At 56.1% G+C, this 25,357-nt stretch carries 24 protein-coding genes and 1 pseudogene; 14 read left to right on the forward strand and 11 right to left on the reverse strand.

Features of this window, described 5'->3' with window-relative positions; all coding sequences use genetic code 11:
• Nucleotides 1–169: 169 nt before the first annotated feature.
• The 3 genes and pseudogenes from EDF73_RS11115 to tisB all read right to left on the reverse strand — a co-directional run.
• A complete protein-coding gene (locus EDF73_RS11115; protein ID WP_132729157.1) occupies nucleotides 170–1,003 on the reverse strand; it encodes a DMT family transporter in 834 nt (277 codons plus the stop codon).
• Between the two features lie 70 nt (nucleotides 1,004–1,073).
• Nucleotides 1,074–1,520: a GNAT family N-acetyltransferase gene (locus EDF73_RS11120; protein WP_132729159.1), complete on the reverse strand. Its 447-nt coding sequence runs from the start codon at nucleotides 1,518–1,520 to the stop codon at nucleotides 1,074–1,076.
• Nucleotides 1,521–1,609: 89 nt separating this feature from the next.
• Nucleotides 1,610–1,724, reverse strand: a pseudogene (tisB, locus tag EDF73_RS11125) (type I toxin-antitoxin system toxin TisB); the annotation flags it as partial.
• A gap of 549 nt (nucleotides 1,725–2,273) precedes the next feature.
• Between tisB and ivbL the strand changes: the two are divergent.
• The 3 genes from ivbL to ilvN all read left to right on the forward strand — a co-directional run bounded on the left by ivbL (nucleotide 2,274) and on the right by ilvN (nucleotide 4,453).
• Nucleotides 2,274–2,369 (forward strand): ilvB operon leader peptide IvbL, encoded by a 96-nt coding sequence (ivbL, locus tag EDF73_RS11130; protein WP_004869113.1) that lies wholly within the window; start codon nucleotides 2,274–2,276, stop codon nucleotides 2,367–2,369.
• A gap of 101 nt (nucleotides 2,370–2,470) precedes the next feature.
• The gene (ilvB, locus tag EDF73_RS11135) at nucleotides 2,471–4,159 is read left to right on the forward strand and encodes an acetolactate synthase large subunit (protein ID WP_132729162.1); all 1,689 of its coding nucleotides are present in this window, start codon (nucleotides 2,471–2,473) and stop codon (nucleotides 4,157–4,159) included.
• A 3-nt stretch (nucleotides 4,160–4,162) separates the two neighbouring features.
• Nucleotides 4,163–4,453 (forward strand): acetolactate synthase small subunit, encoded by a 291-nt coding sequence (ilvN, locus tag EDF73_RS11140; protein ID WP_132729163.1) that lies wholly within the window; start codon nucleotides 4,163–4,165, stop codon nucleotides 4,451–4,453.
• Between the two features lies 1 nt (nucleotide 4,454).
• On the opposite strand, the gene EDF73_RS11145 is transcribed toward ilvN, so the two are convergent.
• Nucleotides 4,455–5,246, reverse strand: a complete 792-nt coding sequence (locus tag EDF73_RS11145; RefSeq protein ID WP_132729165.1) for a DeoR family transcriptional regulator — start codon at nucleotides 5,244–5,246, stop codon at nucleotides 4,455–4,457.
• 336 nt (nucleotides 5,247–5,582) lie between these two features.
• Here EDF73_RS11145 and rbsK point away from each other — a divergent pair, with 336 nt between their 5' ends.
• From rbsK to uhpT, 7 genes are all read left to right on the forward strand, one after another.
• Nucleotides 5,583–6,503 (forward strand): ribokinase, encoded by a 921-nt coding sequence (rbsK, locus tag EDF73_RS11150; RefSeq protein WP_132729167.1) that lies wholly within the window; start codon nucleotides 5,583–5,585, stop codon nucleotides 6,501–6,503.
• 27 nt (nucleotides 6,504–6,530) lie between these two features.
• The gene (fucP, locus tag EDF73_RS11155) at nucleotides 6,531–7,847 is read left to right on the forward strand and encodes an L-fucose:H+ symporter permease (RefSeq protein WP_132729168.1); all 1,317 of its coding nucleotides are present in this window, start codon (nucleotides 6,531–6,533) and stop codon (nucleotides 7,845–7,847) included.
• An 11-nt stretch (nucleotides 7,848–7,858) separates the two neighbouring features.
• Nucleotides 7,859–8,872, forward strand: coding sequence for an aldose 1-epimerase family protein (locus EDF73_RS11160; protein WP_132729169.1), 1,014 nt, complete (start codon nucleotides 7,859–7,861; stop codon nucleotides 8,870–8,872).
• Nucleotides 8,873–8,954: 82 nt separating this feature from the next.
• Nucleotides 8,955–9,548, forward strand: coding sequence for a transcriptional regulator UhpA (uhpA, locus tag EDF73_RS11165; RefSeq protein ID WP_132729171.1), 594 nt, complete (start codon nucleotides 8,955–8,957; stop codon nucleotides 9,546–9,548).
• Between the two features lie 17 nt (nucleotides 9,549–9,565).
• Entirely contained in the window at nucleotides 9,566–11,047 is a 1,482-nt protein-coding gene (uhpB, locus tag EDF73_RS11170; protein WP_165905709.1) for a signal transduction histidine-protein kinase/phosphatase UhpB, read from the forward strand.
• A 9-nt stretch (nucleotides 11,048–11,056) separates the two neighbouring features.
• The gene (locus tag EDF73_RS11175; RefSeq protein WP_132729472.1) at nucleotides 11,057–12,385 is read left to right on the forward strand and encodes an MFS transporter; all 1,329 of its coding nucleotides are present in this window, start codon (nucleotides 11,057–11,059) and stop codon (nucleotides 12,383–12,385) included.
• A 141-nt stretch (nucleotides 12,386–12,526) separates the two neighbouring features.
• A complete protein-coding gene (uhpT, locus tag EDF73_RS11180) occupies nucleotides 12,527–13,918 on the forward strand; it encodes a hexose-6-phosphate:phosphate antiporter (RefSeq protein WP_132729174.1) in 1,392 nt (463 codons plus the stop codon).
• A 52-nt stretch (nucleotides 13,919–13,970) separates the two neighbouring features.
• Here uhpT and EDF73_RS11185 read toward each other — a convergent pair whose 3' ends face one another.
• The 5 genes from EDF73_RS11185 to EDF73_RS11205 form a co-directional block, all read right to left on the reverse strand.
• A complete protein-coding gene (locus EDF73_RS11185; protein WP_132729176.1) occupies nucleotides 13,971–14,588 on the reverse strand; it encodes a 2-dehydro-3-deoxy-6-phosphogalactonate aldolase in 618 nt (205 codons plus the stop codon).
• Entirely contained in the window at nucleotides 14,575–15,477 is a 903-nt protein-coding gene (locus tag EDF73_RS11190) for a 2-dehydro-3-deoxygalactonokinase (protein WP_132729178.1), read from the reverse strand. The genes EDF73_RS11185 and EDF73_RS11190 overlap by 14 nt, the downstream gene beginning before the upstream one ends.
• Nucleotides 15,478–15,529: 52 nt before the next feature.
• Nucleotides 15,530–16,840: an MFS transporter gene (locus EDF73_RS11195; RefSeq protein ID WP_132729180.1), complete on the reverse strand. Its 1,311-nt coding sequence runs from the start codon at nucleotides 16,838–16,840 to the stop codon at nucleotides 15,530–15,532.
• A gap of 65 nt (nucleotides 16,841–16,905) precedes the next feature.
• Entirely contained in the window at nucleotides 16,906–18,423 is a 1,518-nt protein-coding gene (locus tag EDF73_RS11200) for an altronate dehydratase family protein (RefSeq protein ID WP_207896640.1), read from the reverse strand.
• Between the two features lie 20 nt (nucleotides 18,424–18,443).
• On the reverse strand, nucleotides 18,444–19,343 hold the full coding sequence (locus EDF73_RS11205; protein ID WP_132729184.1) for a dihydrodipicolinate synthase family protein: 900 nt from the start codon (nucleotides 19,341–19,343) through the stop codon (nucleotides 18,444–18,446).
• Between the two features lie 244 nt (nucleotides 19,344–19,587).
• Here EDF73_RS11205 and EDF73_RS11210 point away from each other — a divergent pair, with 244 nt between their 5' ends.
• From EDF73_RS11210 to nepI, 3 genes are all read left to right on the forward strand, one after another.
• A complete protein-coding gene (locus EDF73_RS11210; protein WP_132729186.1) occupies nucleotides 19,588–20,343 on the forward strand; it encodes an IclR family transcriptional regulator in 756 nt (251 codons plus the stop codon).
• Between the two features lie 193 nt (nucleotides 20,344–20,536).
• Nucleotides 20,537–20,989: a DUF1198 family protein gene (locus EDF73_RS11215; protein WP_132729188.1), complete on the forward strand. Its 453-nt coding sequence runs from the start codon at nucleotides 20,537–20,539 to the stop codon at nucleotides 20,987–20,989.
• Between the two features lie 167 nt (nucleotides 20,990–21,156).
• Entirely contained in the window at nucleotides 21,157–22,338 is a 1,182-nt protein-coding gene (gene nepI, locus EDF73_RS11220) for a purine ribonucleoside efflux pump NepI (RefSeq protein WP_132729190.1), read from the forward strand.
• Between the two features lie 68 nt (nucleotides 22,339–22,406).
• Here nepI and phnX read toward each other — a convergent pair whose 3' ends face one another.
• Nucleotides 22,407–23,216: a phosphonoacetaldehyde hydrolase gene (phnX, locus tag EDF73_RS11225; RefSeq protein WP_132729192.1), complete on the reverse strand. Its 810-nt coding sequence runs from the start codon at nucleotides 23,214–23,216 to the stop codon at nucleotides 22,407–22,409.
• 9 nt (nucleotides 23,217–23,225) lie between these two features.
• The gene (gene phnW, locus EDF73_RS11230) at nucleotides 23,226–24,329 is read right to left on the reverse strand and encodes a 2-aminoethylphosphonate--pyruvate transaminase (protein ID WP_132729194.1); all 1,104 of its coding nucleotides are present in this window, start codon (nucleotides 24,327–24,329) and stop codon (nucleotides 23,226–23,228) included.
• 140 nt (nucleotides 24,330–24,469) lie between these two features.
• Here phnW and phnR point away from each other — a divergent pair, with 140 nt between their 5' ends.
• Nucleotides 24,470–25,189, forward strand: coding sequence for a phosphonate utilization transcriptional regulator PhnR (gene phnR / locus EDF73_RS11235; RefSeq protein ID WP_132729195.1), 720 nt, complete (start codon nucleotides 24,470–24,472; stop codon nucleotides 25,187–25,189).
• Nucleotides 25,190–25,357 lie beyond the last annotated feature (168 nt).

Genomic DNA, 25,357 nt, shown 5'->3' on the forward strand with positions numbered 1-25,357 from the left:
GAATACTTTGTGAGTAGAGGTAAAATAAGAATATGTGACTGGCACATACCGTAAACGATGGGGGAATCTACCATATAAAAATGACAGAACAACCATTTGGCGAGGATTGGTAGGGGATTTCAGGCAGGTTTTGTAAACGATAATCGGCAACTAATGTTGCCATCCGGCATCAGGACAGACGCAGCAGGATCGCACCCGCCGCGATACCGCAGGCGGCAACGACACGCAGAGCCATGACCTTCTCTTTCAGCAGGATAAAAGCGATGACGGCACCGAATAAAATAGAGGTCTCGCGCAGCGCAGCCACCACTGCCAGCGGCGCCTGGGTCATCGCCCACAGCGCCAGGCCGTAGGAGCCCATCGTCCCCAGGCCACCGAGCAGCCCTTTTTGCCAGTGCTGACGGAGATAGCGGCTGGCCTGCTGGCGTCGGACGACCATTGCCCAGCTCAGCAAACAGAAGCCGTTCATAAAAAAGGACCACAGCGTGTAGCCCAGCGCGCTTCCAGACAGCCGCACGCCGGTACCATCCACCAGGGTGTAGCCGGCGATAAAACAGGCGTTGATCAGCGCCAGGACGATGCCACGGCGAGAGCTGGTCCGGCCGTTACAGGCCATGGCGAGGATTGCCAGGCAGATCACGCCAATCCCCATCCACGCCAGGGCTGATAGCCGGTCGCCGAGGAAAGCGACGCTAATCACCGCCACCAGCAGCGGCGCGGTGCCGCGCATCAGCGGATAGGTCTGGCTCATATCCGAGACCTGATAGGTTTTGGCGACCAGAACGGTGTACACCACCTGCAATGCGCTGGACAGCACCAGATACGGGGCGCTGGCCAATGTGGGCTGTGGGGCGAAGGGCAGCAGCGCCAGCGCGATAAGCGCGGCGGAACCGCTCACCCCAATGGCGGCATACAGCTTATCGCCGCTCGCTTTGACGATTGCATTCCAGCTGGCATGCAGCAGGGCGGCGAACAGCAGAACGCAGAAAACGGTTATCGACATCGCGGGCGCGTACGGTGAGTGGCAGTGTCCTGGAACTGTAACATGGGTATTTTCTGCCAGCCAGTCGCGCTTACAGCGAACAGAACAGACGGTGGGTGACTTTTGGCTCGTCATACACCGGGCGAAAACCGAGCGTTTCATAAAACGGCCAGGCTGCGGGGGGCGCATGGGTGTTGAGAAAATCGAACCACATGCCGGCGTGGGCGATCGCGGTCACCAGCAGCTGTTGCCCGATCCCCTGCCGACGGTAGGCTTCGCTGATATAAAGATGACGGATACGCCCGGCGCGCGGCTGCGGGCTGAAGGGATCAATATTCAGCCCGCATATCCCGACCAGCTGCCCGGCAACAAAGGCGCCGAACAGTTTTTCACCCGGGGCATTGAAGCGGTTTTTCCCGCTTTGCCAGTTCTCGGCCAGGCGACGCAGCATATTGAAATGTTGATCGAGGCTTTCGCGGCGCAGAGCGGGAAAGCCGGGATCGTGCGGGGTGGTCGTGGCAATCAACAGCGGCGGCATGTTTTCTCCGGCAAGTCAGCATAAGGTAAAGAGGCACCGCCTGTAGAGGGGCGGTTTCCCGCCCCTCTCAGGTGCGACTTGAACCTGAATCAGCGCAGCTGTTTCAGGACGGCATCAAGTAGTTGCAACGCGGCAACCATGAGTTTCAGGATAAGAACAATAATATCCATTGCGCCCATACGCGTCTCCTCCGGTAGAGGAGCACGACCCGCTGGCGTACCTTTCCGCTGCCTGTTGCCAGTCGGGGTATACGCCGCCTGCTGGACGCGTTGCCGCGGCCAGAAGACATTAGCGTATTTGTTGACGTAACACAGTGTGCTCTCTCGGGGTTAAGGCACTGACGGCACCACCCGTTTCAGCCAGGACTTCATTGCGCCGGTACAACTTGCGGCCCCGAATGGCACAAAGTGAACGCTTTCAGTATAAACATACACTGTATAAATAAACAGTGTTTTCTGGACAAAATCACACCCGCGCGCCATACTCTAATTCGGCAAAAACCGTGGTGAAAATTGCGTGAATATCCCTGAGCGCGTATACTTGCAGCGTTGACGTAATACAGTGTACTTGCGGTTACCAGCCGTGAACATGCTGATAAAAACCTCGCTCCGGCGGGGTTTTTTATTGTTCGCCGCTGGGCTAAAAATTGTGATGCTGCACACAAATCCTCGTGGTTGAAAATAAATCCATTGTGTAATGGCGGCAGCTGTGTTTGTATAAATTCAGTTAATTTTTCGACACAACAGGTCCCTAATGAACGCTTCCATTCTGACTTCGACCCTACTAAAAACCGCGCCTGCCGCGGTGGTCGTCGTGCGTGTGGTGGTCGTCGTCGGCAATGCGCCGTAGGGTCCGGAACAACACGATTCCAAACCCCGCCGGCGCAAACCGAGCGGGGTTTTTTTTCGACCCTCGCCCGGTAAGTCGGCTCAGAATAAAAGGACTGGAGCATGGCAAGTTCGGGCACAACCGCAGAAAAAATGCGCTTTACCGGCGCGCAGTTAGTTGTTCATTTACTGGAGCGTCAGGGGATCTCGACGGTTACGGGTATCCCGGGCGGCTCTATTCTTCCTGTCTATGATGCCTTAAGCCAAAGCACACAGATTCGCCATGTGCTGGCGCGGCATGAACAGGGAGCGGGCTTTATCGCCCAGGGTATGGCGCGTACCGAGGGGAAACCTGCCGTCTGTATGGCCTGTAGCGGCCCGGGCGCCACCAACCTGATCACCGCCATCGCCGATGCCCGTCTGGACTCGATCCCGCTGGTCTGCATTACCGGCCAGGTTCCCGCCTCGATGATTGGCACCGATGCGTTCCAGGAAGTCGACACCTACGGTATCTCTATCCCCATCACCAAACACAACTACTTGGTCCGCGATATCGCCGAACTGCCGCAGGTCATGAGCGACGCGTTTCGCATCGCCCAGTCCGGGCGCCCGGGTCCGGTGTGGATAGATATTCCTAAGGATGTGCAGACGGCAACCATCGAACTGGATAGGTTGCCGGAGCCCGGTACCCGCACGGCAGCGCCGGCGTTCGACAGCGCCAGCGTCCACGAAGCGGCGGCGATGATTAATGCCGCTCAACGTCCGGTGCTTTATCTGGGCGGCGGGGTGATTAACGCCCCTGAGCAGGTACGTGAACTGGCGGAAAAAGCCAACCTGCCAACCACCATGACCCTGATGGCGCTGGGCATGTTGCCGAAGGCGCATCCGCTGTCGCTGGGGATGCTGGGGATGCACGGCGCGCGCAGTACCAACTATATTCTGCAAGAGTCTGATTTACTGGTTGTTCTCGGCGCACGTTTTGATGACCGGGCGATTGGCAAAACCGAACAGTTCTGCCCGAATGCGAAAATTATTCACGTCGATATCGACCGTTCCGAGCTGGGTAAAATTAAGCAGCCGCACGTGGCGATTCAGGGCGATGTTGCTGAAGTGCTGGCGCAGCTGATCCCGCAAATTGAGTCCCAGCCGCGCAGCGAGTGGCGTCAGCTGGTGGCGGACCTGCAGCGCGAATTCCCGTCTACCATCCCTCAGGAGAGCGATCCGCTCTCGCATTACGGCCTGATCAACGCCGTTGCCGCCTGCGTTGATGATGAAGCGATTATCACCACCGACGTCGGTCAGCACCAGATGTGGACAGCGCAGGCCTATCCGCTGAACCGTCCGCGGCAGTGGCTGACCTCCGGCGGTCTGGGAACGATGGGCTTTGGCCTGCCGGCGGCGGTTGGCGCGGCGCTGGCCAACCCGCAGCGCAAAGTTATCTGCTTCTCCGGCGACGGCAGCCTGATGATGAATATTCAGGAGATGGCCACCGCGGCGGAAAATCAGCTGGATGTAAAAATCATCCTGATGAACAACGAAGCGCTGGGGCTGGTTTATCAGCAGCAGAGCCTGTTTTATCAGCAGGGGGTCTTTGCCGCGACCTATCCAGGGATGATCAACTTTATGCAGATTGCCGCCGGTTTTGGCCTACAAACCTGTGATTTAAATAATGAAGCTGACCCGCAGGCCGCGCTGCAGGCGATGATTGACCGCCCCGGTCCAGCCTTGATTCACGTGCGTATCGATGCGGAAGAAAAAGTGTATCCAATGGTTCCGCCGGGCGCGGCAAACACAGAAATGGTGGGGGAATAAACCATGCAACAGCAGACTCATGACAACGTTATTCTGGAACTTACCGTCCGCAACCACCCGGGGGTAATGACCCACGTTTGCGGCCTGTTCGCCCGCCGTGCGTTCAACGTGGAAGGCATTCTCTGTCTGCCGATTCACAACAGCAGCCACAGCCGCATCTGGCTGCTGGTTAACGACGATCAGCGCCTGGGGCAGATGATCAGTCAGATTGAAAAGCTTGAAGATGTGGAGAAGGTGGCGCGTAACCAGTCCGATCCGTCAATGTTTAATAAAATTTCCGTCTTCTTTGAGTGAGTTACTCGCTTTCTGAGTCCGGAGTGATGACCTTGACCGAGCCATTCCGGCAGTGCGTGGCATAGTCTGCCGGTAAGGGACGATCGCTGACGAGTACATCAAACGCCGGCAGCGGCGCGATACTGGCGGGCGCGACATCGTCGAACAGCGCGTAGCGCGCGAGCAGGATTTTGCGCAGCCCGCGATCCATCGCTTTGCGTTTGATGGAGAGGTCTTCGGGATTAAACCAGCTGACGCCAAAATGTTCGTGTACGCCGCTGGCGGAGATAAATACTTTACGCGGGTTGAGCGAATCCAGCGCCGACGGGTTGCTGGTATCGTAGAAGGCATCGCTCTTGGCCCGATAGGTGCCGCCGCAGAGGATGGCGGTGGCGTTGGGTTTCTCGTTCAGCGCGATAAACACCCGATGTGAATAGCAAATGCCGGTAAAGGTAATGTCATCGGGGATCATGCTGATGACCAACGGCATTTCGCTGCCGTTATCAAAAAAGACCAGATCGTTTTCACTCACCAGGCCTGCCGCAAGGATGGCAATGGGTAAATCGTCGCGATGATGGGCCTGTTTTGCCGCGAGAGAGGGGCTGGCCGCAGGGGATGAAGGCGTGTTCACCATCACCACATAGCCGCCCAGCAGGGTGAGCGGCAGCGGTTCGTCATTTTCCTGGCTGAGATCCCGCCGAATGGTCATCACAGAGACTTCGAGCATGCGTGCCGCCTCTTTAAGATGGATGCGGTCGGTTTTCTTCAGCAGTTCCATCAGACGACGGATACGTTCTTTTTGCTTGGTCTCCATTCACCCTCTCCGCAATTTAGCTCGCAAATGTTCCTTTAGTAACATTTTTACTCACAGGGAAACATCGTGCATTCACATTACTATACTGTGGACTACCCGGAATTAAAAGCCTGATAGATCGCGTTTTTATCATTAAAACAACTTTATTTTCAGGTGATTATGGCTATTTTTTTGATTTTTATTTTTCTTCTCTCAGCGAGTCTATGCGTTTTCGTGGTTGCTAAATAAACAACTTATGATACTACAATCGCGATCATGGTCACAAATGGTACTAAAGTAACATGATAATGTTACGATAATATCATTGTTGTGTGATTGTTTCTGAGAGGTAGTAAAATGGATATCGCGGTTATTGGCTCCAACATGGTGGATCTCATCACCTATACCAACCAGATGCCAAAAGAGGGGGAAACCCTCGAGGCGCCAGCGTTCAAAATTGGTTGCGGTGGCAAGGGGGCAAATCAGGCCGTTGCGGCAGCCAAGCTCAACTCGAAAGTGCTGATGCTGACCAAGGTTGGGGATGACATCTTTGCGGATAACACTATTCGTAACCTCGAATCCTGGGGTATCAATACCACCTATGTTGAAAAAGTCCCCTGCACCAGCAGCGGCGTCGCGCCTATTTTTGTGAACGCTAACTCCAGCAACAGCATCCTGATTATTAAAGGCGCCAATAAATTCCTTTCTCCTGAGGATATCGATCGCGCCGCCGAGGATTTAAAAAAATGCCGGCTGATTGTTTTACAGCTTGAGGTTCAGCTCGAAACCGTTTATCACGCCATTGAATTTGGTAAAAAGCACGGTATTGAAGTCTTATTAAACCCGGCGCCAGCATTACGGGAATTAGATATGTCTTATGCCTGTAAATGTGATTTCTTTGTGCCCAATGAAACGGAGCTGGAAATATTAACCGGTTTGCCTGTTGATACTTACGATAATATTCGTACAGCTGCCCGTAGTCTCGTCGAAAAAGGACTGAACAATATTATTGTCACTATGGGTGAGAAAGGCGCGCTGTGGATGACCCGCACTCAGGAGGTTCACGTTCCGGCGTTTAAAGTTAGCGCGGTTGATACCAGCGGAGCGGGTGACGCCTTTATCGGTTGTTTCGCTCATTATTATGTCCAGAGCGGAGATGTGGAATTCGCCATGAAAAAAGCCGCCCTCTTTGCCGCATTTAGCGTCACCGGAAAAGGCACTCAGTCATCTTATCCCAGTATTGAGCAGTTTAATGAATATCTGTCGTTAAACGAATAATCACCCTGCACAGTAAAAGGTAGCACTATGAACGATAAAAACATCATTCAGATGCCTGATGGCTATCTGAATAAAACCCCTCTGTTCCAGTTTATTTTGTTATCCTGTTTGTTCCCTTTATGGGGATGCGCTGCGGCGTTAAATGATATTTTAATCACGCAGTTTAAAAGCGTATTTGCACTGAGTAACTTTGCCTCCGCCCTGGTACAAAGTGCATTTTATGGCGGTTATTTCTTAATTGCTATTCCGGCTTCTTTAGTCATTAAGAATACCAGCTATAAAGTCGCGATTCTGACCGGGCTGACGCTCTACATCGTCGGCTGTACGCTCTTTTTCCCGGCTTCGCACATGGCGACCTACACCATGTTCCTGGCGGCGATTTTCGCGATAGCTATCGGCCTGAGCTTTCTGGAAACGGCGGCGAATACCTACAGTTCGATGATCGGCCCGAAAAGCCATGCCACCTTGCGTTTGAACATCAGCCAGACCTTTTATCCGATTGGCGCGGCTGCCGGTATTTTACTGGGCAAATATCTGGTCTTTTCCGACGGTGAAAGTCTGGAAAAACAGATGGCCGGCATGAATGCCGAACAGATCCACAGCTTTAAAGTTCTGATGCTGGAAAACACGCTTGAGCCTTACAAGTACATGATTATGGTACTGGTGGTGGTGATGGTGTTGTTCCTGATGACGCGCTTCCCGACCTGTAAAGTCGCGCAAACGGCGAACCATAAACGCCCTTCGGCGGCCGATACGCTGCGCTATCTGGCCAGCAATGCGCGTTTTCGTCGCGGGATTGTCGCCCAGTTCCTGTACGTCGGTATGCAGGTGACCGTCTGGTCGTTCACCATTCGTCTCGCCCTGGTGCTGGGGGATATCAACGAACGTGATGCCTCGACGTTTATGGTCTACAGCTTTGCCTGCTTCTTTATCGGCAAGTTTATCGCCAACATATTAATGACCCGCTTCACACCGGAAAAAGTGTTGATTCTCTACTCGATCATCGGCGCGCTGTTCCTCGCGTATGTGGCCCTGGCCCCGAGCTTTAGCGCGGTATACGTGGCGGTGCTGGTGAGCGTCCTGTTCGGGCCATGCTGGGCCACTATCTATGCCGGTACGCTGGATACGGTAGACAACGAACACACCGAAATGGCCGGCGCGGTGATTGTGATGGCGATTATCGGCGCGGCGGTGGTCCCGGCGATTCAGGGTTTTGTTGCCGATATGTTCCACTCGCTGCAGGTCTCGTTCCTGGTCCCGATGCTGTGCTTTATCTACGTCGGCATTTACTTCTGGCGTGAGCGCAAGGCCCGCCGCGCGCTCACCGAAGCGACAGCCTCCTGAGGAGAATAGTGATGATCACACGACTACCTTTATGGCGTCAGCTCTTTAGCGAACAACCCCGTACGCTGCTGGTGAATGATGACTTTACGGTGACGGCCTTCCGTTATGCCAGCGGCGTAGAAGGGTTGCGGATTGAAAACGCGCGCGGCCATCTGGTGATTTTGCCCTGGCTGGGACAGATGATCTGGGATGCGGAATTTGACGGCCGCGACCTGACCATGCGCAATATGTTCAGTGAACCGAAGCCGGCAACGGAGGTGGTGGCTACCTATGGCTGCTTCGCTTTCCATTCGGGGCTGCTGGCGAATGGCTGCCCGTCGCCGCAGGACACGCATCCGCTGCATGGCGAAATGGCCTGTGCCGCGATGGATGAAGCCTGGCTGGAGCTGGAGGAGGGCTGCCTGTGCGTGGCGGGGCGCTATGAATATGTGATGGGCTTCGGCCATCACTATGAGGCGCGGCCCGCGGTGGTATTGCATAAAGCGAGCGCGCTGTTTGATATTCAGATGGCGGTGACCAACCTTGCCTCCGTCGCCATGCCGCTGCAGTACATGTGCCATATGAACTATGCCTATGTGGCGGGGGCGACCTTCAGTCAGAATATCCCTGACGAAGCGCTCTCGCTGCGCGAATCGGTACCTGCTCACGTGCAGCCGACGGAATCGTGGCTGGCGTTCAATCAGCGCATCCTGCAGGGAGAGGCGTCGGTCGCCACCTTGAACGAGCCGCACTATTACGATCCGGAAATCGTCTTTTTCGCCGATAAGCTGGAACGCTACACAAATAGTCCTGAGTTTCGCATGATGGCGCCTGATGGCACCACGTTCATCACCCGTTTCTCAAGCGCGGAGCTGAATTACGTCACCCGCTGGATCCTGTATAACGGCGATCAGCAGGTTGCCGCCTTTGCGCTGCCTGCCACCTGCCGCCCGGAGGGATTTCTGGCGGCCCAGCGTAACGGTAGCCTGATTTCGCTGGCCCCGCAGCAAACCCGGACCTTCTCGGTGACCACCGGTATCGCCTGAGCGGGATAATATTGCTCAAGGCTTGAACAACAACGCGCTTATCGTTAAGGTAAGCGCGTTTTTTTACCCGCCAGGAAACGCCATGACCACCATTGCCCTTATCGACGATCATCTTATCGTCCGCTCCGGTTTTGCGCAGCTGCTGGGGCTGGAAGCCGACTTTCAGGTCGTCGCTGAATTTGGTTCCGGCCGCGAAGCGCTGGCGGGGCTGCCCGGGCGCGGCGTCCAGGTCTGTATCTGCGACATTTCGATGCCGGATATTTCAGGCCTCGAGCTGTTAAGCCAGCTGCCCACAGGGATGGGGATCATCATGCTCTCGGTTCACGACAGCCCGGCGCTGGTTGAACAGGCGCTCAATGCCGGCGCCCGGGGTTTTCTCTCCAAACGCTGTAGCCCGGATGAACTGATCGCCGCGGTCAGAACGGTGGCGACCGGCGGCTGTTATCTGACCCCGGATATCGCCATGAAGCTGGTGGCGGGGCGTCAGGATCCGCTCACCCGGCGCGAGCGGCAGGTGGCGGAGAAGCTGGCGCAGGGGATGGCGGTGAAAGAGATCGCCGCCGAGCTGGGGCTATCGCCGAAAACCGTGCATGTGCATCGCGCCAATCTGCTGGAAAAGCTGGGCGTCAGCAACGACGTTGAGCTGGCGCGGCGTATGTTCGATAGCTGGCAATGAAAGCGCTGCTCTCCCGGCTGCTTTCGGTGGTCGGCTGCTTGTGTATTTTCTCTGCCGCGTGGTTCTGTCTGTGGAGCATCAGCCTGCACCTGGTGGAACGCGCGGATCTCGCCGTCCTGCTGTTCCCTTTCGGCCTCCGGCTGGGCCTGATGCTGCAATGCCCGCGCGGCTACTGGCCGGTGCTGCTGGGCGCGGAGTGGCTGTTAATCTTCTGGCTGGCGCAGGAAGTGGCGCTGGCGCATCCGGTAATATTGATGATCGGTAGTTTGCTGACCCTGCTGCCGGTGGCGCTGATCTCTCGCTACCGGCAGCAGCGCGACTGGCTTACCCTGCTGCGTCAGGGCGGAGCGCTGATCGCCGCCGCGCTGCTGCAATCTCTGCCGTGGATGGGGGAAGCGAGCGAGGGGTTGAACGCGCTGCTGCTGACCCTGACCGGCGGCCTGACGCTGGCGCCGACCTGCCTGGTTATCTGGCATTATCTTACCAGTACCGTCTGGCGGCCGCTGGGGCCCGCGCTGGTTTCGCAGCCGGTTAACTGGCGCGGCCGGCACCTGATCTGGTACCTGCTGCTGTTTGTCATCAGTCTGTGGCTGCAGCTGGGGCTGCCCGCTGAACTGTCGCGCTTTACCCCGTTCTGTCTGGCCCTGCCGATCATCGCGCTGGCCTGGCATTACGGCTGGCAGGGGGCGCTAATCGCCGCCCTGATGAATGCCATTGCGTTAATCGCCAGCCAGACCTGGCACGATCATCCGGTGGATTTACTGCTCTCATTGCTGGCGCAGAGCCTGACCGGGCTGCTGCTGGGCGCCGGAATTCAGCGCCTGCGCGAACTGAACCTGTCGCTGCAAAGCGAGCTGGCGCGCAACCGTCGCCTGGCGGAGCGGCTGCTGGAAACCGAAGAGAGCGTGCGCCGGGACGTGGCGCGCGAGCTGCATGACGATATCGGCCAGACCATCACCGCCATTCGTACCCAGGCGGGTATTGTGCAGCGGCTGGCGCCGGATAACGGCGGCGTCAAACAGAGCGGCCAGCTGATCGAGCAACTGTCGCTGGGCGTCTACGACTCGGTGCGCCGCCTGCTGGGCCGCCTGCGTCCGCGGCAGCTTGACGATCTTACCCTTGAACAGGCGGTGCGTTCGCTGATGCGTGAGATGGAACTGGACGATCGCGGGATGGTCAGCCATCTCGACTGGCGCATCGACGAGTCCGCCTTAAGCGAAAACCAGCGCGTGACCCTGTTCCGCGTCTGTCAGGAAGGGCTGAACAATATCGTCAAACATGCCAGCGCCAGCGCGGTGACGCTGCAGGGCTGGCAGGAGGATCAACGGCTGATGCTGGTGCTTGAGGATGACGGCTGCGGGCTGCCGCCGGGCACCGGGCAGCAGGGCTTTGGCCTGACCGGGATGCGCGAGCGCGTGACGGCTTTGGGCGGCACCTTAACCATCTCCTGTACCCACGGCACCCGCGTTTGCGTTAGCCTGCCGCGACGTTATGTCTGAGGAGCGATGATGCTGAGCTTTCTGAAATCCCCGCCTGATGCCGCGCCGGTTGCCGATAAACAGGCGCTGGATGAGCGTTATCGCTACTGGCGGCGCCATATTCTGCTGACTATCTGGCTGGGCTATGCGTTGTTTTACTTCACGCGCAAAAGCTTCAACGCCGCGGTGCCGGAAATCCTTGCCAACAACGTGCTGACGCGCAGCGATATTGGCCTGCTGGCGACGCTGTTTTACATCACCTACGGGCTATCGAAGTTTTTCTCCGGTATCGTCAGCGACCGCTCCAACGCCCGGTACTTTATGGGGCTCGGTCTGGTTGCCACCGGAGTGGTCAACATTCTGTTTGGCTTCTCCACCTCGTTGTGGGCCTTCGCCCTGCTATGGGCGCTGAACGCCTTTTTCCAGGGCTGGGGCTCGCCGGTGTGCGCCCGCCTGCTGACGACGTGGTATTCACGTACCGAGCGCGGCGGCTGGTGGGCGCTGTGGAATACCGCGCATAACGTCGGCGGGGCGCTGATCCCGATGGTGGTGGGGGCGGCGGCGCTGCACTACGGTTGGCGCGCCGGGATGATGATTGCCGGCACGCTGGCGATTGTCGTCGGGCTGTTTCTCTGCTGGCGGCTGCGCGACCGACCGCAGGCGCTTGGCCTGCCTGCGGTGGGCGACTGGCGACACGATGAGCTGGAGATTGCCCAGCAGCAGGAAGGGGCAGGGCTGACGCGTAAGGAGATCCTCTACAAATACGTGCTCCTGAATCCCTATATCTGGCTGCTGTCGCTGTGCTACGTGCTGGTTTACGTGGTGCGGGCGGCGATTAACGACTGGGGCAATCTCTACATGTCGGAGACGCTGGGCGTCGATCTGGTGACCGCCAACTCGGCGGTCACCATGTTCGAACTGGGCGGGTTTATCGGCGCGCTGGTGGCGGGATGGGGCTCGGATAAGCTGTTTAACGGCAACCGCGGGCCGATGAACCTGATTTTTGCCGCCGGGATTTTGCTCTCGGTCGGCGGTTTGTGGCTGATGCCCTTCGCCAGCTATGTGATGCAGGCGGCCTGCTTCTTTACCATCGGCTTCTTCGTTTTTGGACCGCAGATGTTGATTGGCATGGCGGCGGCGGAGTGTTCCCACAAAGAGGCCGCCGGCGCGGCGACCGGGTTCGTCGGGCTCTTTGCCTATCTCGGGGCCTCGCTGTCCGGCTGGCCGCTGGCGCAGGTGATGGATATCTGGCACTGGAGCGGTTTTTTTGTGGTCATCGCCATTGCCGCCGGGATTTCCGCCCTGCTGCTGCTGCCATTTTTAAACGCCCAGGCGCCGAGAACCGCCAGCGAAGCGTGACCTACCTCTCCTTTTTGCCCCGAGTGGGGCAAAACTAAGACATTTTCCCGGTTCCGTCGGGACGCTGTCTCAGGCCTGTCGCGCCGCTGATTTTTACAATGCCTGCCATTCGCAGGTATAAAAATTAGCCCGGAGTGTCCTATGTTGGCCTTTCTAAACCAGGTGCGTAAACCGACCCTGGATCTGCCGCTCGACGTGCGGCGTAAGATGTGGTTCAAACCGTTCATGCAGTCCTACCTGGTGGTCTTTATTGGCTACCTGACCATGTATCTGATCCGCAAAAACTTTAACATTGCTCAGAACGACATGATCTCCACCTACGGGTTGAGCATGACCCAGCTGGGGATGATCGGCCTTGGCTTCTCGATTACCTACGGCGTGGGTAAAACGGTGGTGTCCTACTACGCGGACGGTAAAAACACCAAGCAGTTCCTGCCGTTTATGCTGATCCTCTCCGCCATCTGTATGCTGGGCTTCAGCGCCAGCATGGGGGCCGGTTCAACCAGCCTGTTCCTGATGATCGCCTTCTATGCGCTGAGCGGCTTCTTCCAGAGTACCGGCGGTTCGTGCAGCTACTCGACCATTACCAAATGGACGCCTCGTCGTAAGCGCGGCACCTTCCTTGGCTTCTGGAATATCTCGCATAACCTCGGCGGGGCCGGCGCGGCGGGCGTGGCGCTGTTCGGGGCCAACTATTTGTTCAACGGTCACGTGATCGGCATGTTCATCTTCCCGTCGATTATCGCGCTGATTGTGGGTTTCATCGGCCTGCGTTTTGGCAGCGACTCCCCGGAATCCTACGGCCTGGGTAACGCCGAAGAGCTGTTCGGCGAAGAGATCAGCGAAGAGGATAAAGAAACCGAAGAAAACGCCATGACCAAGTGGCAGATCTTCGTCGAGTACGTGCTGAAAAACAAAGTCATCTGGCTGCTGTGCTTCTCCAACATCTTCCTCTACGTGGTGCGTATCGGTATCGACCAATGGTCCACGGTCTATGCTTTCCAGGAGCTGAAGCTGTCAAAAGAGGTGGCGATTCAGGGCTTTACCCTGTTTGAAGTCGGCGCTCTGGTCGGGACGCTGCTGTGGGGCTGGCTGTCGGATCTGGCGAACGGCCGCCGTGCGCTGGTGGCCTGTATCGCCCTGGCGTTAATCATTGCCACCCTTGGCGTCTACCAGCATGCCAGCAACCAGTATATCTATCTGGCGTCGCTGTTTGCTTTAGGCTTCCTGGTCTTCGGTCCGCAGCTGCTGATCGGCGTCGCCGCGGTGGGCTTCGTGCCGAAGAAAGCCATCGGCGCGGCCGACGGTATCAAAGGGACGTTCGCCTATCTGATTGGCGACAGCTTTGCCAAACTGGGTCTCGGGATGATTGCCGACGGTACGCCGATCTTCGGCCTGACCGGCTGGGCAGGGACCTTTGCGGCGCTGGATGCGGCCGCGATTGGCTGTATCTGCCTGATGGCCATCGTGGCGGTATGTGAAGAACGTAAAATTCGCCGCGAGAAAAAGAAACGCACTTTGCAGACCGCCTGAGGACTTCAGGTTCTGGTAACGTTGCCCGGCCTTGATGCCGGGCTTTTTTATTTCAGGCGTGATATGCCTGCCAGGCCTGGATGAAGCGCTGCGCTTTTTCCGCGGTTTCCGTCCTGGACTGTGCAGCACGATACAGATCGCTCCCTAATCCCGCCCCCTCACAACCGGCCCGGAGATAATCTGCGAGATTTGTCGCGGTGATGCCACCCACAGCGTACAGCCGGGTCTTCGACGGCAGTATTGCCCGAAGTGAGCGAATATAGCCTGGCCCGACATCGCCCGCAGGGAAGATCTTCAGCATGCTGGCACCATGCCTGAGGGCGGTCAACGCCTCGCTGGCCGTCAGACAGCCGATGCAGGTGGCCATTCCCGCAGATGTCGCGGCCTCGATGACGGAGATATCGGTATTGGGCGTAAGGATAAATTCGCAGCCCGCCTCTTTTAATATGGCGACCTCTCGCGGTGTGGTTACCGTACCGGCGCCGATTCGCATCCGGTCGCCATAATGTTTTACGGCAAGCACAATACTTTGTTGCCAGCTGGGGGAATTAAGCGGGATCTCTACCTGCGTAAAACCCGCACGATACAGTTCCGCCATGTGCACCAGTACATCATCTGGGGTTACCCCGCGCAGGATGGCGACCAGAGGAAGAGAGTCAGGTGTGATCATGAAGAAGTCTCCTGATGCCGTTAAGAAAGGCCGCTTCACCGTTGAGGGGGCGACAGGTGAGGCCAAAAAGGGCAAAAACGCTTTGGTAACGCGCCAGTAGCGCATCGTTACCGACCAGAACTACGCTTTCCGTGGAGGAAATGGCGTATTGCTCGCACATCCTGGCGACTTCGTGGCCAATCAGCAGGCCAGAGAGGGCGCTATGCAGAGCGTCAGAAGGCAGGGCGCCGCAGAGCATACGTGCGCGCAGCGCAAAGGTTCCTCGCGACAGGCAGCACTCCTGGGCTCCCAGTCGCGCGCCATCAAGAAATGCCTGGCGATCTTCCCGATGCCCGTCTTGTGGTTGGGACAGCACGGAGTAGTGGCTTAACAAGTGAAAGAACTCCCCGGTCATGATGGTTTGAAAATCACCGATGTACTCCCTCTCCATGCGTACCCATTTGCTGTGGGTGCCGGGAAAGACATACCACTCCTCTGCATTCAGTGCGCCCAGGAGTTGCGTTTCTTCTCCACGCATCACGTTGAAATGTTCCGGGCCGTTGAGCTGGAGTCCGGGGACAATCCACACCGGTAAAGGCCCGGCATTTTCGACCGGCGTCAGGTTTGAGGAGAGCGCTGAAACGGATGTCGGACAGGGAATATAGGGCACGGCAAGCCAGCCGAGATTGCTACCGATCATGCCGCTCATGATGACAATGGTGTCAGGGGCCAGGGGATGTGGGCACCGTGAGAGGATGGTGAGCCAGAGCTCTTTAAACGCGCCCGGTCGGTGGTGGGTTACCCCTTCGCGACTACGATAGGTCCAGATCGTTTCACCTTGCTGGAATAGCCACAGGCGCAGATTGCTGCTACCCCAGTCCACGGCAATATAGTTTTGTAGATTGAACATCAAGCATTCCTGATGGATAAAACGGCCTGTTGCCAGGCCGTGGATGAGATAGTTACTGCTCTGAAATTTCCATTTTCTTATCGAAATTGATGCTCAAAGAGCAGACGAGATACCCCACCGCTGCGAGGGCGAAGAACATCATTGCGGCATAATAATTACCGGTGAATTGCACAAGGAAACCGATAAAAATCGGCAGGATGGCGGCGAACAGATTGCTGGTAAAGTTCATGGTGCCGCAGATCGTCCCCGCTACGGATTGAGCGCCAAGAAGACCCGGAATAGACCAGTAGACGCTTGCCCAACGCAGAGGGAACAGGGCGATAGTGAGCAGCGTAATCGCGACGCCTGGCGTACTGCTTTGCGCGCAAAGAAATATCCCTATGCCAGCAGTAATAGCTGAAATCGCCAGCATGGTATGCATAACGCGACTGGTTTTACCGCCTTTACTGCGCCATTTATCCATGATGTAGCCGCCGGTTAGTTGGCCGACAAAACACAGCAGGAAAATAATTGCCATGGCGCCACCCATAGACTTAATATCGAAGCCGTAGGTAGCCTGGAAATATAATGGTAGCCAGGTCATGAGACCATAGAAGACAAAGCTATAGCATACCCACCCACAAATTAACGCAATGACATTACGTTGTTTTAAATAAGGTTTGATATCTGCGAGACGATATTTTTTACCAGCGGTGGAATCTCCATTGGCTTCAGTAATATGATCCAGTTCAGCTTTGTTAATCCCAGGGTGTTCAGAAGGATAGGTACGAATATACCACCAGGCAATAAGACCTATAGCGATAGTCCCCACCCCGGCAATGATGAAGGCCATCCGCCAGGAGTCAAACTGGGCAATAAGCCCGGCAATGATGACGGCACCCAGTGCGGTACCTAACGGCGCGCCGCCATCCAGCAGCATTGAGCCGCGGCCGCGTTCAGTCGGGGTCAGCCAGGTCCCCATCAGTTTTGCGCCCGCGGGCATAATGGGGGACTCGGCGATACCCAGCCCAATGCGTGAAATTGAGAGGGTAAAAATAGAATGACAAAGGGCGGCGATGGCCTGAAATGCACCCCATAAAATTGTGGCGATAGCAATAATATTTCGGGCTTTAAACTTGTCAGCAATGACCCCGCTGGGTATTTGCATGAGCGCATAGGCCCAGAAGAATGCACTGTGAATAACACCAACAACACGCGTGTCGGTAATGCCGAATTCATCGGTAATATAGGGCATGGCAATGGATAAAGAGGTACGGTCAATATAGTTAATTGCTCCCAGAATAAGCATGACAATAAATATTCGCCATCTTACCGTTGTCGCTTTGAGCTTTTCTTCTTCAGTATGGACATTGACATGAGACATAGATGCTCCTTGCCATGCCCAATAATGAGCATGGCGATACGAGGTATTATAATTATCAGGGTAACTTACATAATGGAACCGATAGTCCAGGGAACAAACTCCTGGCTACCATAACCAAACTCTTCGCTTTTTGTTTTTTTACCGGACGCCATTTCAAGGATCATTTGATATAAACGTTCACCGACCTGTGCAATTGTCTCTTCACCTTCAACAATGGTGCCGCAATTAATATCCATATCTTCCTGCTGGCGTTGCCATAAGGCGTTGTTGGTGGCGAGTTTCAGGCTTGGGGTGGGTTTAGAGCCAAACGCAGAACCGCGGCCAGTCGTGAAGCACAGCAGATTTGCGCCTCCGGCAATTTGCCCGGTGACCGCAATGGGGTCATACCCGGGGGTATCCATAAATACGAATCCTTTTTCCGTTACCGGTTCGGCATATTCATAAACAGCGGTTAAATTTGTGGTTCCGGCCTTAGCAATTCCCCCAAGCGATTTTTCCAGGATGGTGGTCAGTCCACCAACTTTATTACCCGCTGAGGGGTTATTGTTCATCTCGCTCCCGGTACGGCGACAATAATCTTCCCACCAATGAATACGAGCGATGAGTTTTTCACCGACTTCACGAGTGACGGCGCGGCGGGTCAGGAGATGCTCAGCACCATAGATCTCTGACGTTTCAGAGAGGATTGCGGTACCCCCTTGCTGCACCAGTTTATCAACCGCGTAACCGAGCGCGGGATTGGCAGAGATACCGGAATAGCTATCTGACCCCCCACATTCAAGGGCCAGAATGATTTCTGCCGCGGGAATCGGCTCCCGTTGCACCCGGTTTGCCTGCGGCAGCATTTCGTTGATGAGCTCAATGCCCCTGGCAATAGCATGGCGGGTACCGCCGATCTCCTGAATCGTGAAGCTGTGCAGCATGGGACCATCGCTTAAGCCATGGGCGTTCATCATATCTTTGATTTGGCTGGATTCACATCCGAGACCAATGATGATCACGCCAGCAAAATTTACATGAGTGGCATAACCCGCCATGGTTCGACGCATGACCTCCATCGATTCGCTTTTTGAACCAATGGCGCAACCAAAACTTTGTGGTAGCGCGACAACGCCATCCACGTTGGGATAGTCGCCGAGACCATGAAGCCGAAAGTGATCTTCAATGGCTTTGACAACGGTAGCGCTGCAGTTAACTGAGCTCAGTACGCCAATGTAGTTGCGGGTTGCTGCCCGTCCATCGGCCCGGCGTATGCCCATAAATGTATCCTGGTGCCCGGCAGGCGGCAGGGTATGACAGTCTTCCCCCCAACCATACTCGCGCTCAAAATCGCCCATGCCGAGGTTTTGCATATGAATATGCTCACCACGACGAATAGACTGGGTAGCAAACCCGATAATCTGTCCGTAGCGTTTTACCGCTTCACCTGCGGCAATATCACGAATGGCAATTTTATGACCGGCGGGGATATCGCTGAGGGTTTTCAATTGTTCTTCAGGAAGCCAGGTACCGGCGGCGACCGGTTGTCTGGCGATGACGACATCATCTTTATCATTTAGTTTGAGTACAGGATTCGTGTTCATTGACATTGCTCTCTAAGAATTTATTGGCTAATGCGGGCCAGAACGTTTTTAACGTACTCCGTTTTCTCGGCATTGAGCGGCAGCGCTGGCGGTACCACGGCAGTAGAAATATCCAGGCCACTTAAATTTATTGCCGCTTTAATCACGCCAAAAAACGGTTGCTCAAGGGCATACAGCGGGGAAAGCCTGGCCAGCTGTTTTTGGTAAAGACCGGCAGAAGTCATATCGCCATCAAGGAACGCCTGGTAAATCCCGCGCGTAATCTGCGGCGCGAAATTAAACGTCGCGGGAATACCGCCGTGACCACCCAACAGCAGGGTATCCAGCATGTATTCGTCATAACCGCTAAATATGATGAAATCCGGGCGAAAAGCATGTACCCGATTGATGATTTCGCGGGTATGGCTGATGTTATCAATGGTGTCTTTAATACCAACGATGTTGGGCACGTCCCGGGCCAGACGCGTAATGACCTCAATGCCAATATCCTGACCGGTCAGTTCGGGAAAATTATAGAGAAATACGGGGGTGTTTAATGCGTCTGCGACCCGCTTATAATGGGTATAACGCGCTTCGTCACTTAATTTGGCATAATAGGGATTAACGACGAGTACGCCATCCGCACCATGCTGCTGGGCATGTAAACCCAGTTCAATGGTTTCCGCCGTACCGGCACAGGCGATACCCATTAGTACCGGGACCCTCCCTTTTATATGCTGGAGACAAAATTCAGCAATCTCTTTACGTTGGCAGTTCGATAAATGGCAAAACTCCCCGCCGCTGCCAAGGATCAGCACCCCGTCAGCGCCATTGGCTATCACATGATCCAGCATGCGGGCCATGCCTGGACGATCGAGTTCACCTTGTTCATTGACAATGGTTGGTACCGGTGGAAATACACCCTTAAATACGGCTGTCATTCTAACTCCCTTGTTCTATATATGGAACTAATGTTCTGTATGTTGAATAAAGTACAGCAAAACATCGCGCATTTCGTCAACGATTTTTGTAGAACTAATGAACAATTGTGACTCGTGTCGTATTTAAAACGGAATGCCCGGCGGAGCCAGGGAGGTCACGGGTTTGTGCAAAAAAGCCTCATCGCGGAGAGAATAGAATGGGGTATACTGATGGGAGTGTATGAATCAAAAGATCAATTTGCGTATGAACAAGGATATAACAACACCGGTACCCGCCCTCGATAAGACAGTCAAAATCTGTAATTACCTGTTCAATTCGCCCGGCGCCACATTCAGCCAGATTCAGCAGGATTTGGCTTTACCGAAAAGCAGCACGTCCTCGTTGCTCAATGCGTTGGTTGATCACCATTTATTGCGCCTGGAGAAAGGGCGTTTTTTCCTCGGGCTAAAGCTTTATGAGTGGGGAAACCGCTCGCTGGAGCAGTTTGATATTCGCAACGTCGCGCTGCCTGTGCTGGAAAAGCTGAGAGAACAAACCGATCTGACCTGTCATCTTGGCATTCTTGATGAAGTCGCGCCGATCTATGTACTGAAACTTGAGAATACACAGCCAATCGGTATTCGTACCTGGGTGGGTAAAAAGCTGCCTCTGCACAGTTCTGGGGTGGGGAAAGCGCTATGTGCCTGGCTACCGGCAGAAAAAATAGACCAGCTGTTACCGGAAGAGAGGCTTCCGAGCTTTACCGCTACGACGATCACCAGTAAAACCCTTTTGATGCAGGAGTTTGCCAGGATTCGTGAGCAAGGGTGGGCATTTGACAACGCGGAAGATTCGCCGGGCATTTATTGTATTGCGGCTCCGGTCTTTAACCGTTCCCGGGAAGTGATTGCCGCGGTCAGCATCAGCGGCGTGGAGCTGCAAATGCCCAAAGAGCGCATTCCCCGATACTCCGTTCTGGTTCGCGAGGCATGCCAGGCTCTCTCGGCAAAACTGGTTTAATTCGCCCCGCCTCGCGGAGCCGTTTCTCGTACCGAATTCCGTGATGCGCATCCGCTATTTTCGGCTGTTTAAGACAGCCGACTCTCATCATGGCTGGCCCCAGCCGCGATAAGTCACATTATGCTATGCCCGGGAGTCGACAGCGGGCAAATTCCCATTATGATAGTGGGGCTGCGGTAGAATGAGAGGAAGCATGATCTGGTTAGGATTGGCCACGCTGGTGGTAGTATTTGTTGTCGGATTTCGGGTACTTACCTCTGATTCACGCCGTGCTATTCGCCGCCTGAGCGAGCGATTAGGCATTACCCCGGTGCCGCTGGAATCGATGATCGATCAGCTGGGGAAAAGCGCCGGGAATGAGTACCTTCGCTATCTTGAACGTCCCAACGAAGCGCATTTGCAAAACGCAGCCCAGGTCCTGCTGATCTGGCAGGTTGGCATCGTCGATGGCAGCGAGCAGAACCTGCATTACTGGTATCGGCTGATGCAAAAATCCCGTCTGGCGGCTCCAGTTACCGATGCGCAGATCCGTCTCGCGCAGGGGTTTCTTCGCGAGCTGGAGCCAGAGCTGAGCGAGCTGGTGGCCCTGCAGCAGCGCTATAACGCGCTGTTTTTACCCGAGGACGGCGTTCACTGGCTGCACTGATTACCTAACCTGCCACCCGACATCAGATCGCGCAGCGGCCCGTTACTGGCGGGTTCCGGTTTATTCATGCCCGATAATCAAGCTTAAAGTTGTCAAAACGTTAAATTAGTCACAAACAAAATGTTACACTGCGCAACTTTTCCGCCATCCAAATTTGCAGGTAACCAATGACTCCTCTCAATGAAACCAGACAACATGCCAGTGAATTAACGCGGCCAAACTGGTCTGCGGTATTTGCGGTGGCCTTTTGCGTGGCCTGCCTGATTACCGTTGAGTTTTTACCGGTTAGCCTGCTCACGCCAATGGCCCAGGACCTGGGGATTTCCGAAGGGCTGGCCGGGCAGTCGGTCACGACCACCGCGTTTGTGGCCATGTTCGCCAGCTTGTTTATTACCTCGATTATCCGCAGCACCGACCGGCGCTATGTGGTGATCCTGTTTTCCGTTCTGCTGACGGTATCCTGCCTGCTGGTCTCTTTTGCCAACAGCTTCGCCCTGCTGCTGGTGGGGCGCGCCTGCCTCGGGCTGGCGTTAGGCGGTTTCTGGGCGATGTCCGCCTCGCTGACGATGCGCCTTGTCCCGATGCGGGTGGTGCCGAAAGCGCTGTCGGTCATCTTCGGCGCCGTGTCGATTGCGCTGGTGATTGCCGCGCCGTTGGGCAGTTTTCTGGGCGGCGTGATCGGCTGGCGTAACGTTTTTAATGCCGCGGCGGTAATGGGCGTGCTCTGTACCCTTTGGGTACTGAAGGTGTTGCCCTCTTTACCCGGCGAAGCGCCGCATCACCAGCAAAATATGTTTGGCCTGCTGAAACGGCCCGGCGTGATGGCCGGGATGTGCGCCATTTTCATGGCATTTGCCGGCCAGTTTGCCTTCTTTACCTATATTCGTCCGGTCTACATGACCCTTGCCGGTTTTGATGTCGACGGCCTGACGCTGGTGCTGCTGAGCTTCGGTATTGCCAGCTTTATCGGTACCTCGCTGTCGTCGATGATCCTTAAGCGTTCGGTGAAAATGGCTCTGACGGTTGCGCCGCTGCTGCTGGCGATTTGTGCGACGACGCTGGTGCTGTGGGGGGAAAGCCAGGTTGTGGCGTCGACGGTTGCGATTATCTGGGGCTTTGCTTTTGCGCTGATTCCGGTGGGGTGGTCAACGTGGATTACCCGCTCGCTGTCCGACCAGGCGGAAAAGGCCGGGTCGATCCAGGTGGCGGTTATTCAGCTGGCCAATACCTGTGGCGCGGCGGTAGGCGGCGTGGCGCTGGACCATCTCGGTCTGCTGTCGCCGCTGGTGATTTCCGGCGCGCTGATGCTGTTGACCGGGCTGCTGGTGGCGACCAAAGTTCGCGTGTAGCCCGTCGGCGATAAAACCCCGGTCGCGTGACGCGGAGCGAGGTAGCGGCGGGGACCGGCGAGTGAAATCTACGGGCGTTCGCCCCGCGCCAGCCGGGCGTTAATCTCGACGATCACTCCCGGCAGGTCCGCCAGCGTATCGATAACATAATGCGCCCCGGCGGCGTACAGCTTTTCAGCCGCCTGCTCGCGGCGGGTGGCAATCTCTTCTGCCGTCATCGCCTGAAATGCCTGCCAGGTGGCGCCAAACTCGTTACCGGAAACCGCCAGACCCACGCTCCACATCCCGGCGTTCAGTCCTTCGCTAATCCCCGGCGCCGCGTCGTCCACCTTCACGCAGTGGGCGACGGCATCAATGCCGAGAGCAATCACGTTTTGTAGCGCCATCCATGGGCCGGGACGCCCGCCGGCCGCGAGATCATCGGTGGCGACCCAGTAGTCCGGCGCATAGCCCTGGGCGGCAGCGGCGGGCACCAGCTTTTCCATCACCGGGCGCGGGTAACCGGAACAGGAGCCAATTTTCACTCCTTCGGCGCGAAGTGCGGCAATGGTGTCGACAACACCGGCGATAGGGGTGGAAAAGTCGACAACTTTAGAGATTTGCAGCGGCATGAACGCAGCATAAATCGCCTCAATATCGGCGGCGGTCATCGAACGGCCGAATTTTGCCTGCCAGCGCGCGTCCACGGAGGGTAATTTACCCAGCGCTTCAATATGCTGCCACTTGCCAAGCCCCATCGGCACGCGGGCCTCGGCAAGCGTAATGTCGACATCAAACGCCTGATGGAAGGCCTCGACGAAAATTTGCGTCGGTGCGAAGGAGCCGAAATCTACGGTGGTGCCGGCCCAGTCGAGAATCAGTGCGGTAATACGGTTCATGGCGGTTCCTTAGTGTTTCCAGTACATGGCGTTGTCGATTGCCGTCAGCAGGGCGGTGATATCAGCGTCATACACTTCGCCGATGTTGCCGATACGGAAACAATCGCTCTGTGAGACTTTGCCCGGATAAATAACGAAGCCCTGCTCTTTAAGCTGCTGATAGAACGCTTTAAAGCGGTACTGCGGCGCATCCGGAGAGTAAAACGCGGTGATGATCGGTGAATGCAGGCTGTCGTCGAGCAGCGGCTGAAAACCGAGCGCGCGCATCCCAGCGACCAGACGGCGCTGGTTGGCGCTGTAGCGTCGGTGGCGTGCGGCCACGCCGCCCTCATCGGCCAGCTCTTTCAGCGCCTGGGCGAAGGCCAGCACGGTATGGGTTGGCGAGGTAAAGCGCCACTTTCCATGGTTGTCTTCCATACAACGCCACTGGGCGTAGAGGTCGAGCGACAGCGAGTGCGAGCGACCTTTGCAGGTTTGCAGTTCGCTCTCGCGGGCAATCACAAAGGCGAAACCCGGTACGCCCTGGATGCACTTGTTGGCAGAGCTGATCAGGTAGTCGATATTCAGCGCGGCAACGTCCATCGGGATGCCGCCAAAGCTGCTCATCGCATCAACGATATAGCGTTTGCCGTAGCGCTGCGCCAGCACCGCCACCTCGGCGATGGGGTTAAGCATCCCGGTGGTGGTTTCGCTGTGGACCATGGCGATGTGGGTAATCGCCGGGTCATCCTCGAGGATCTGCGCGATCGTCGCCACGTCCGGACGGGCCACTTCCCCGCAATCATACGCGTGGCAGGCGACACCCATCAGTTCCGCCATCTCGATCATTCGCGCCCCGTAGGCGCCGTTGCTGATAATCAGCACTTTGCCTTCGGCGCCGACGGCGCTGCCGAGTACCGCTTCGACCGCGTAGCTGCCGCTACCTTGTAGCAGGACGGAGGTGTAGCCCGCGTCAGGCGTTGCCAGCTCAACCAGCTGCTGGCGAATGGTCTGTACCACGCCGAGATTATAATCGTCGTCCCAGGTGCAGCTATCGAACAACATCGCCTCTTTCACCGTACGGGAGGTGGTCAGCGGGCCGGGGGTCAGCAGCAGGTAATTACGTGAAGTCATTTATCTCACCATTTGGTCTATACCAGATTGATTTTATGATGGTGATAATTGATGCAAAAGGTCAAAGAAAAGATCGCGCTGCAACAAAAAATTCATCTCCGTGGGTATAATGGCGCTATCAAATTTGTTTGCGAGTCAACATGAAATCACCCTCTGGCGAGATCCCGCAGTACCTGATGATTAAGGCGCAATTGCAGGCGCGTATCCAAAATGGCGCGTTGAAAAGCGGCGATAAGCTGCCGTCAGAGCGCGAACTGTGCGCGATCTTCAACACCACGCGTATTACGGTACGTGAGAGCCTGGCGCAGCTGGAGGCCAGCGGCGCGATCTATCGCGCCGATCGCCGCGGCTGGTTTGTGACGCCGGAGCGTCTGTGGCTGGATCCGACGCAAAACACCAACTTTCACAAGCTGTGCATCGAGCAGGGGCGCGAGCCGAAAACGGTCCTGCTGGACGGCCGGTTAACCGCGGTGCCGCTGGATGTAATGACGCCGCTGGCACTGCAGCCGTTCGATCGGGTTTACCTGCTGACGCGCCTGCGCTACGCCGACGGGCGGGCGATTTGCTATAGCGAAAACCACTGCCTGCCGGCCCGCGTTCCGGAGCTGCTGCGCCACGATCTGAACGGCAGCCTGACTGAGATTTATCACACCCATTACGACCTGATATATACCAGTATGCATTTGTCGTTCTATCCCACTTCGATGCCGCCGCAGGCTGCGGAAGCGCTGGGGGTAATGGAAGGGCGCCCGGCGCTGCTGCTGCGCCGTCTTAACTACGATCAGCACGGGCGTATTCTGGATTACGATATCGAGTACTGGCGCCACGATAGCCTGCGCATTGAAGTCGACACCCACTGATTTTGCTGATTTTTCCTCCCTGGACGACGGCATCGGCTGATTTTACGGCCTTCCGACGGCAGGTCGGGTGGAGAAACTGCCCTGCTTTCGGGATCACCCCGGCTCACGATGTTTAATTGCCCCGCCTTTAATCCATCCGACATATTCCGGTCATCGTTTTGTCATAAA

The organism is Klebsiella sp. BIGb0138 (assembly GCF_004342285.1).
GTDB lineage: Bacteria > Pseudomonadota > Gammaproteobacteria > Enterobacterales > Enterobacteriaceae > Klebsiella.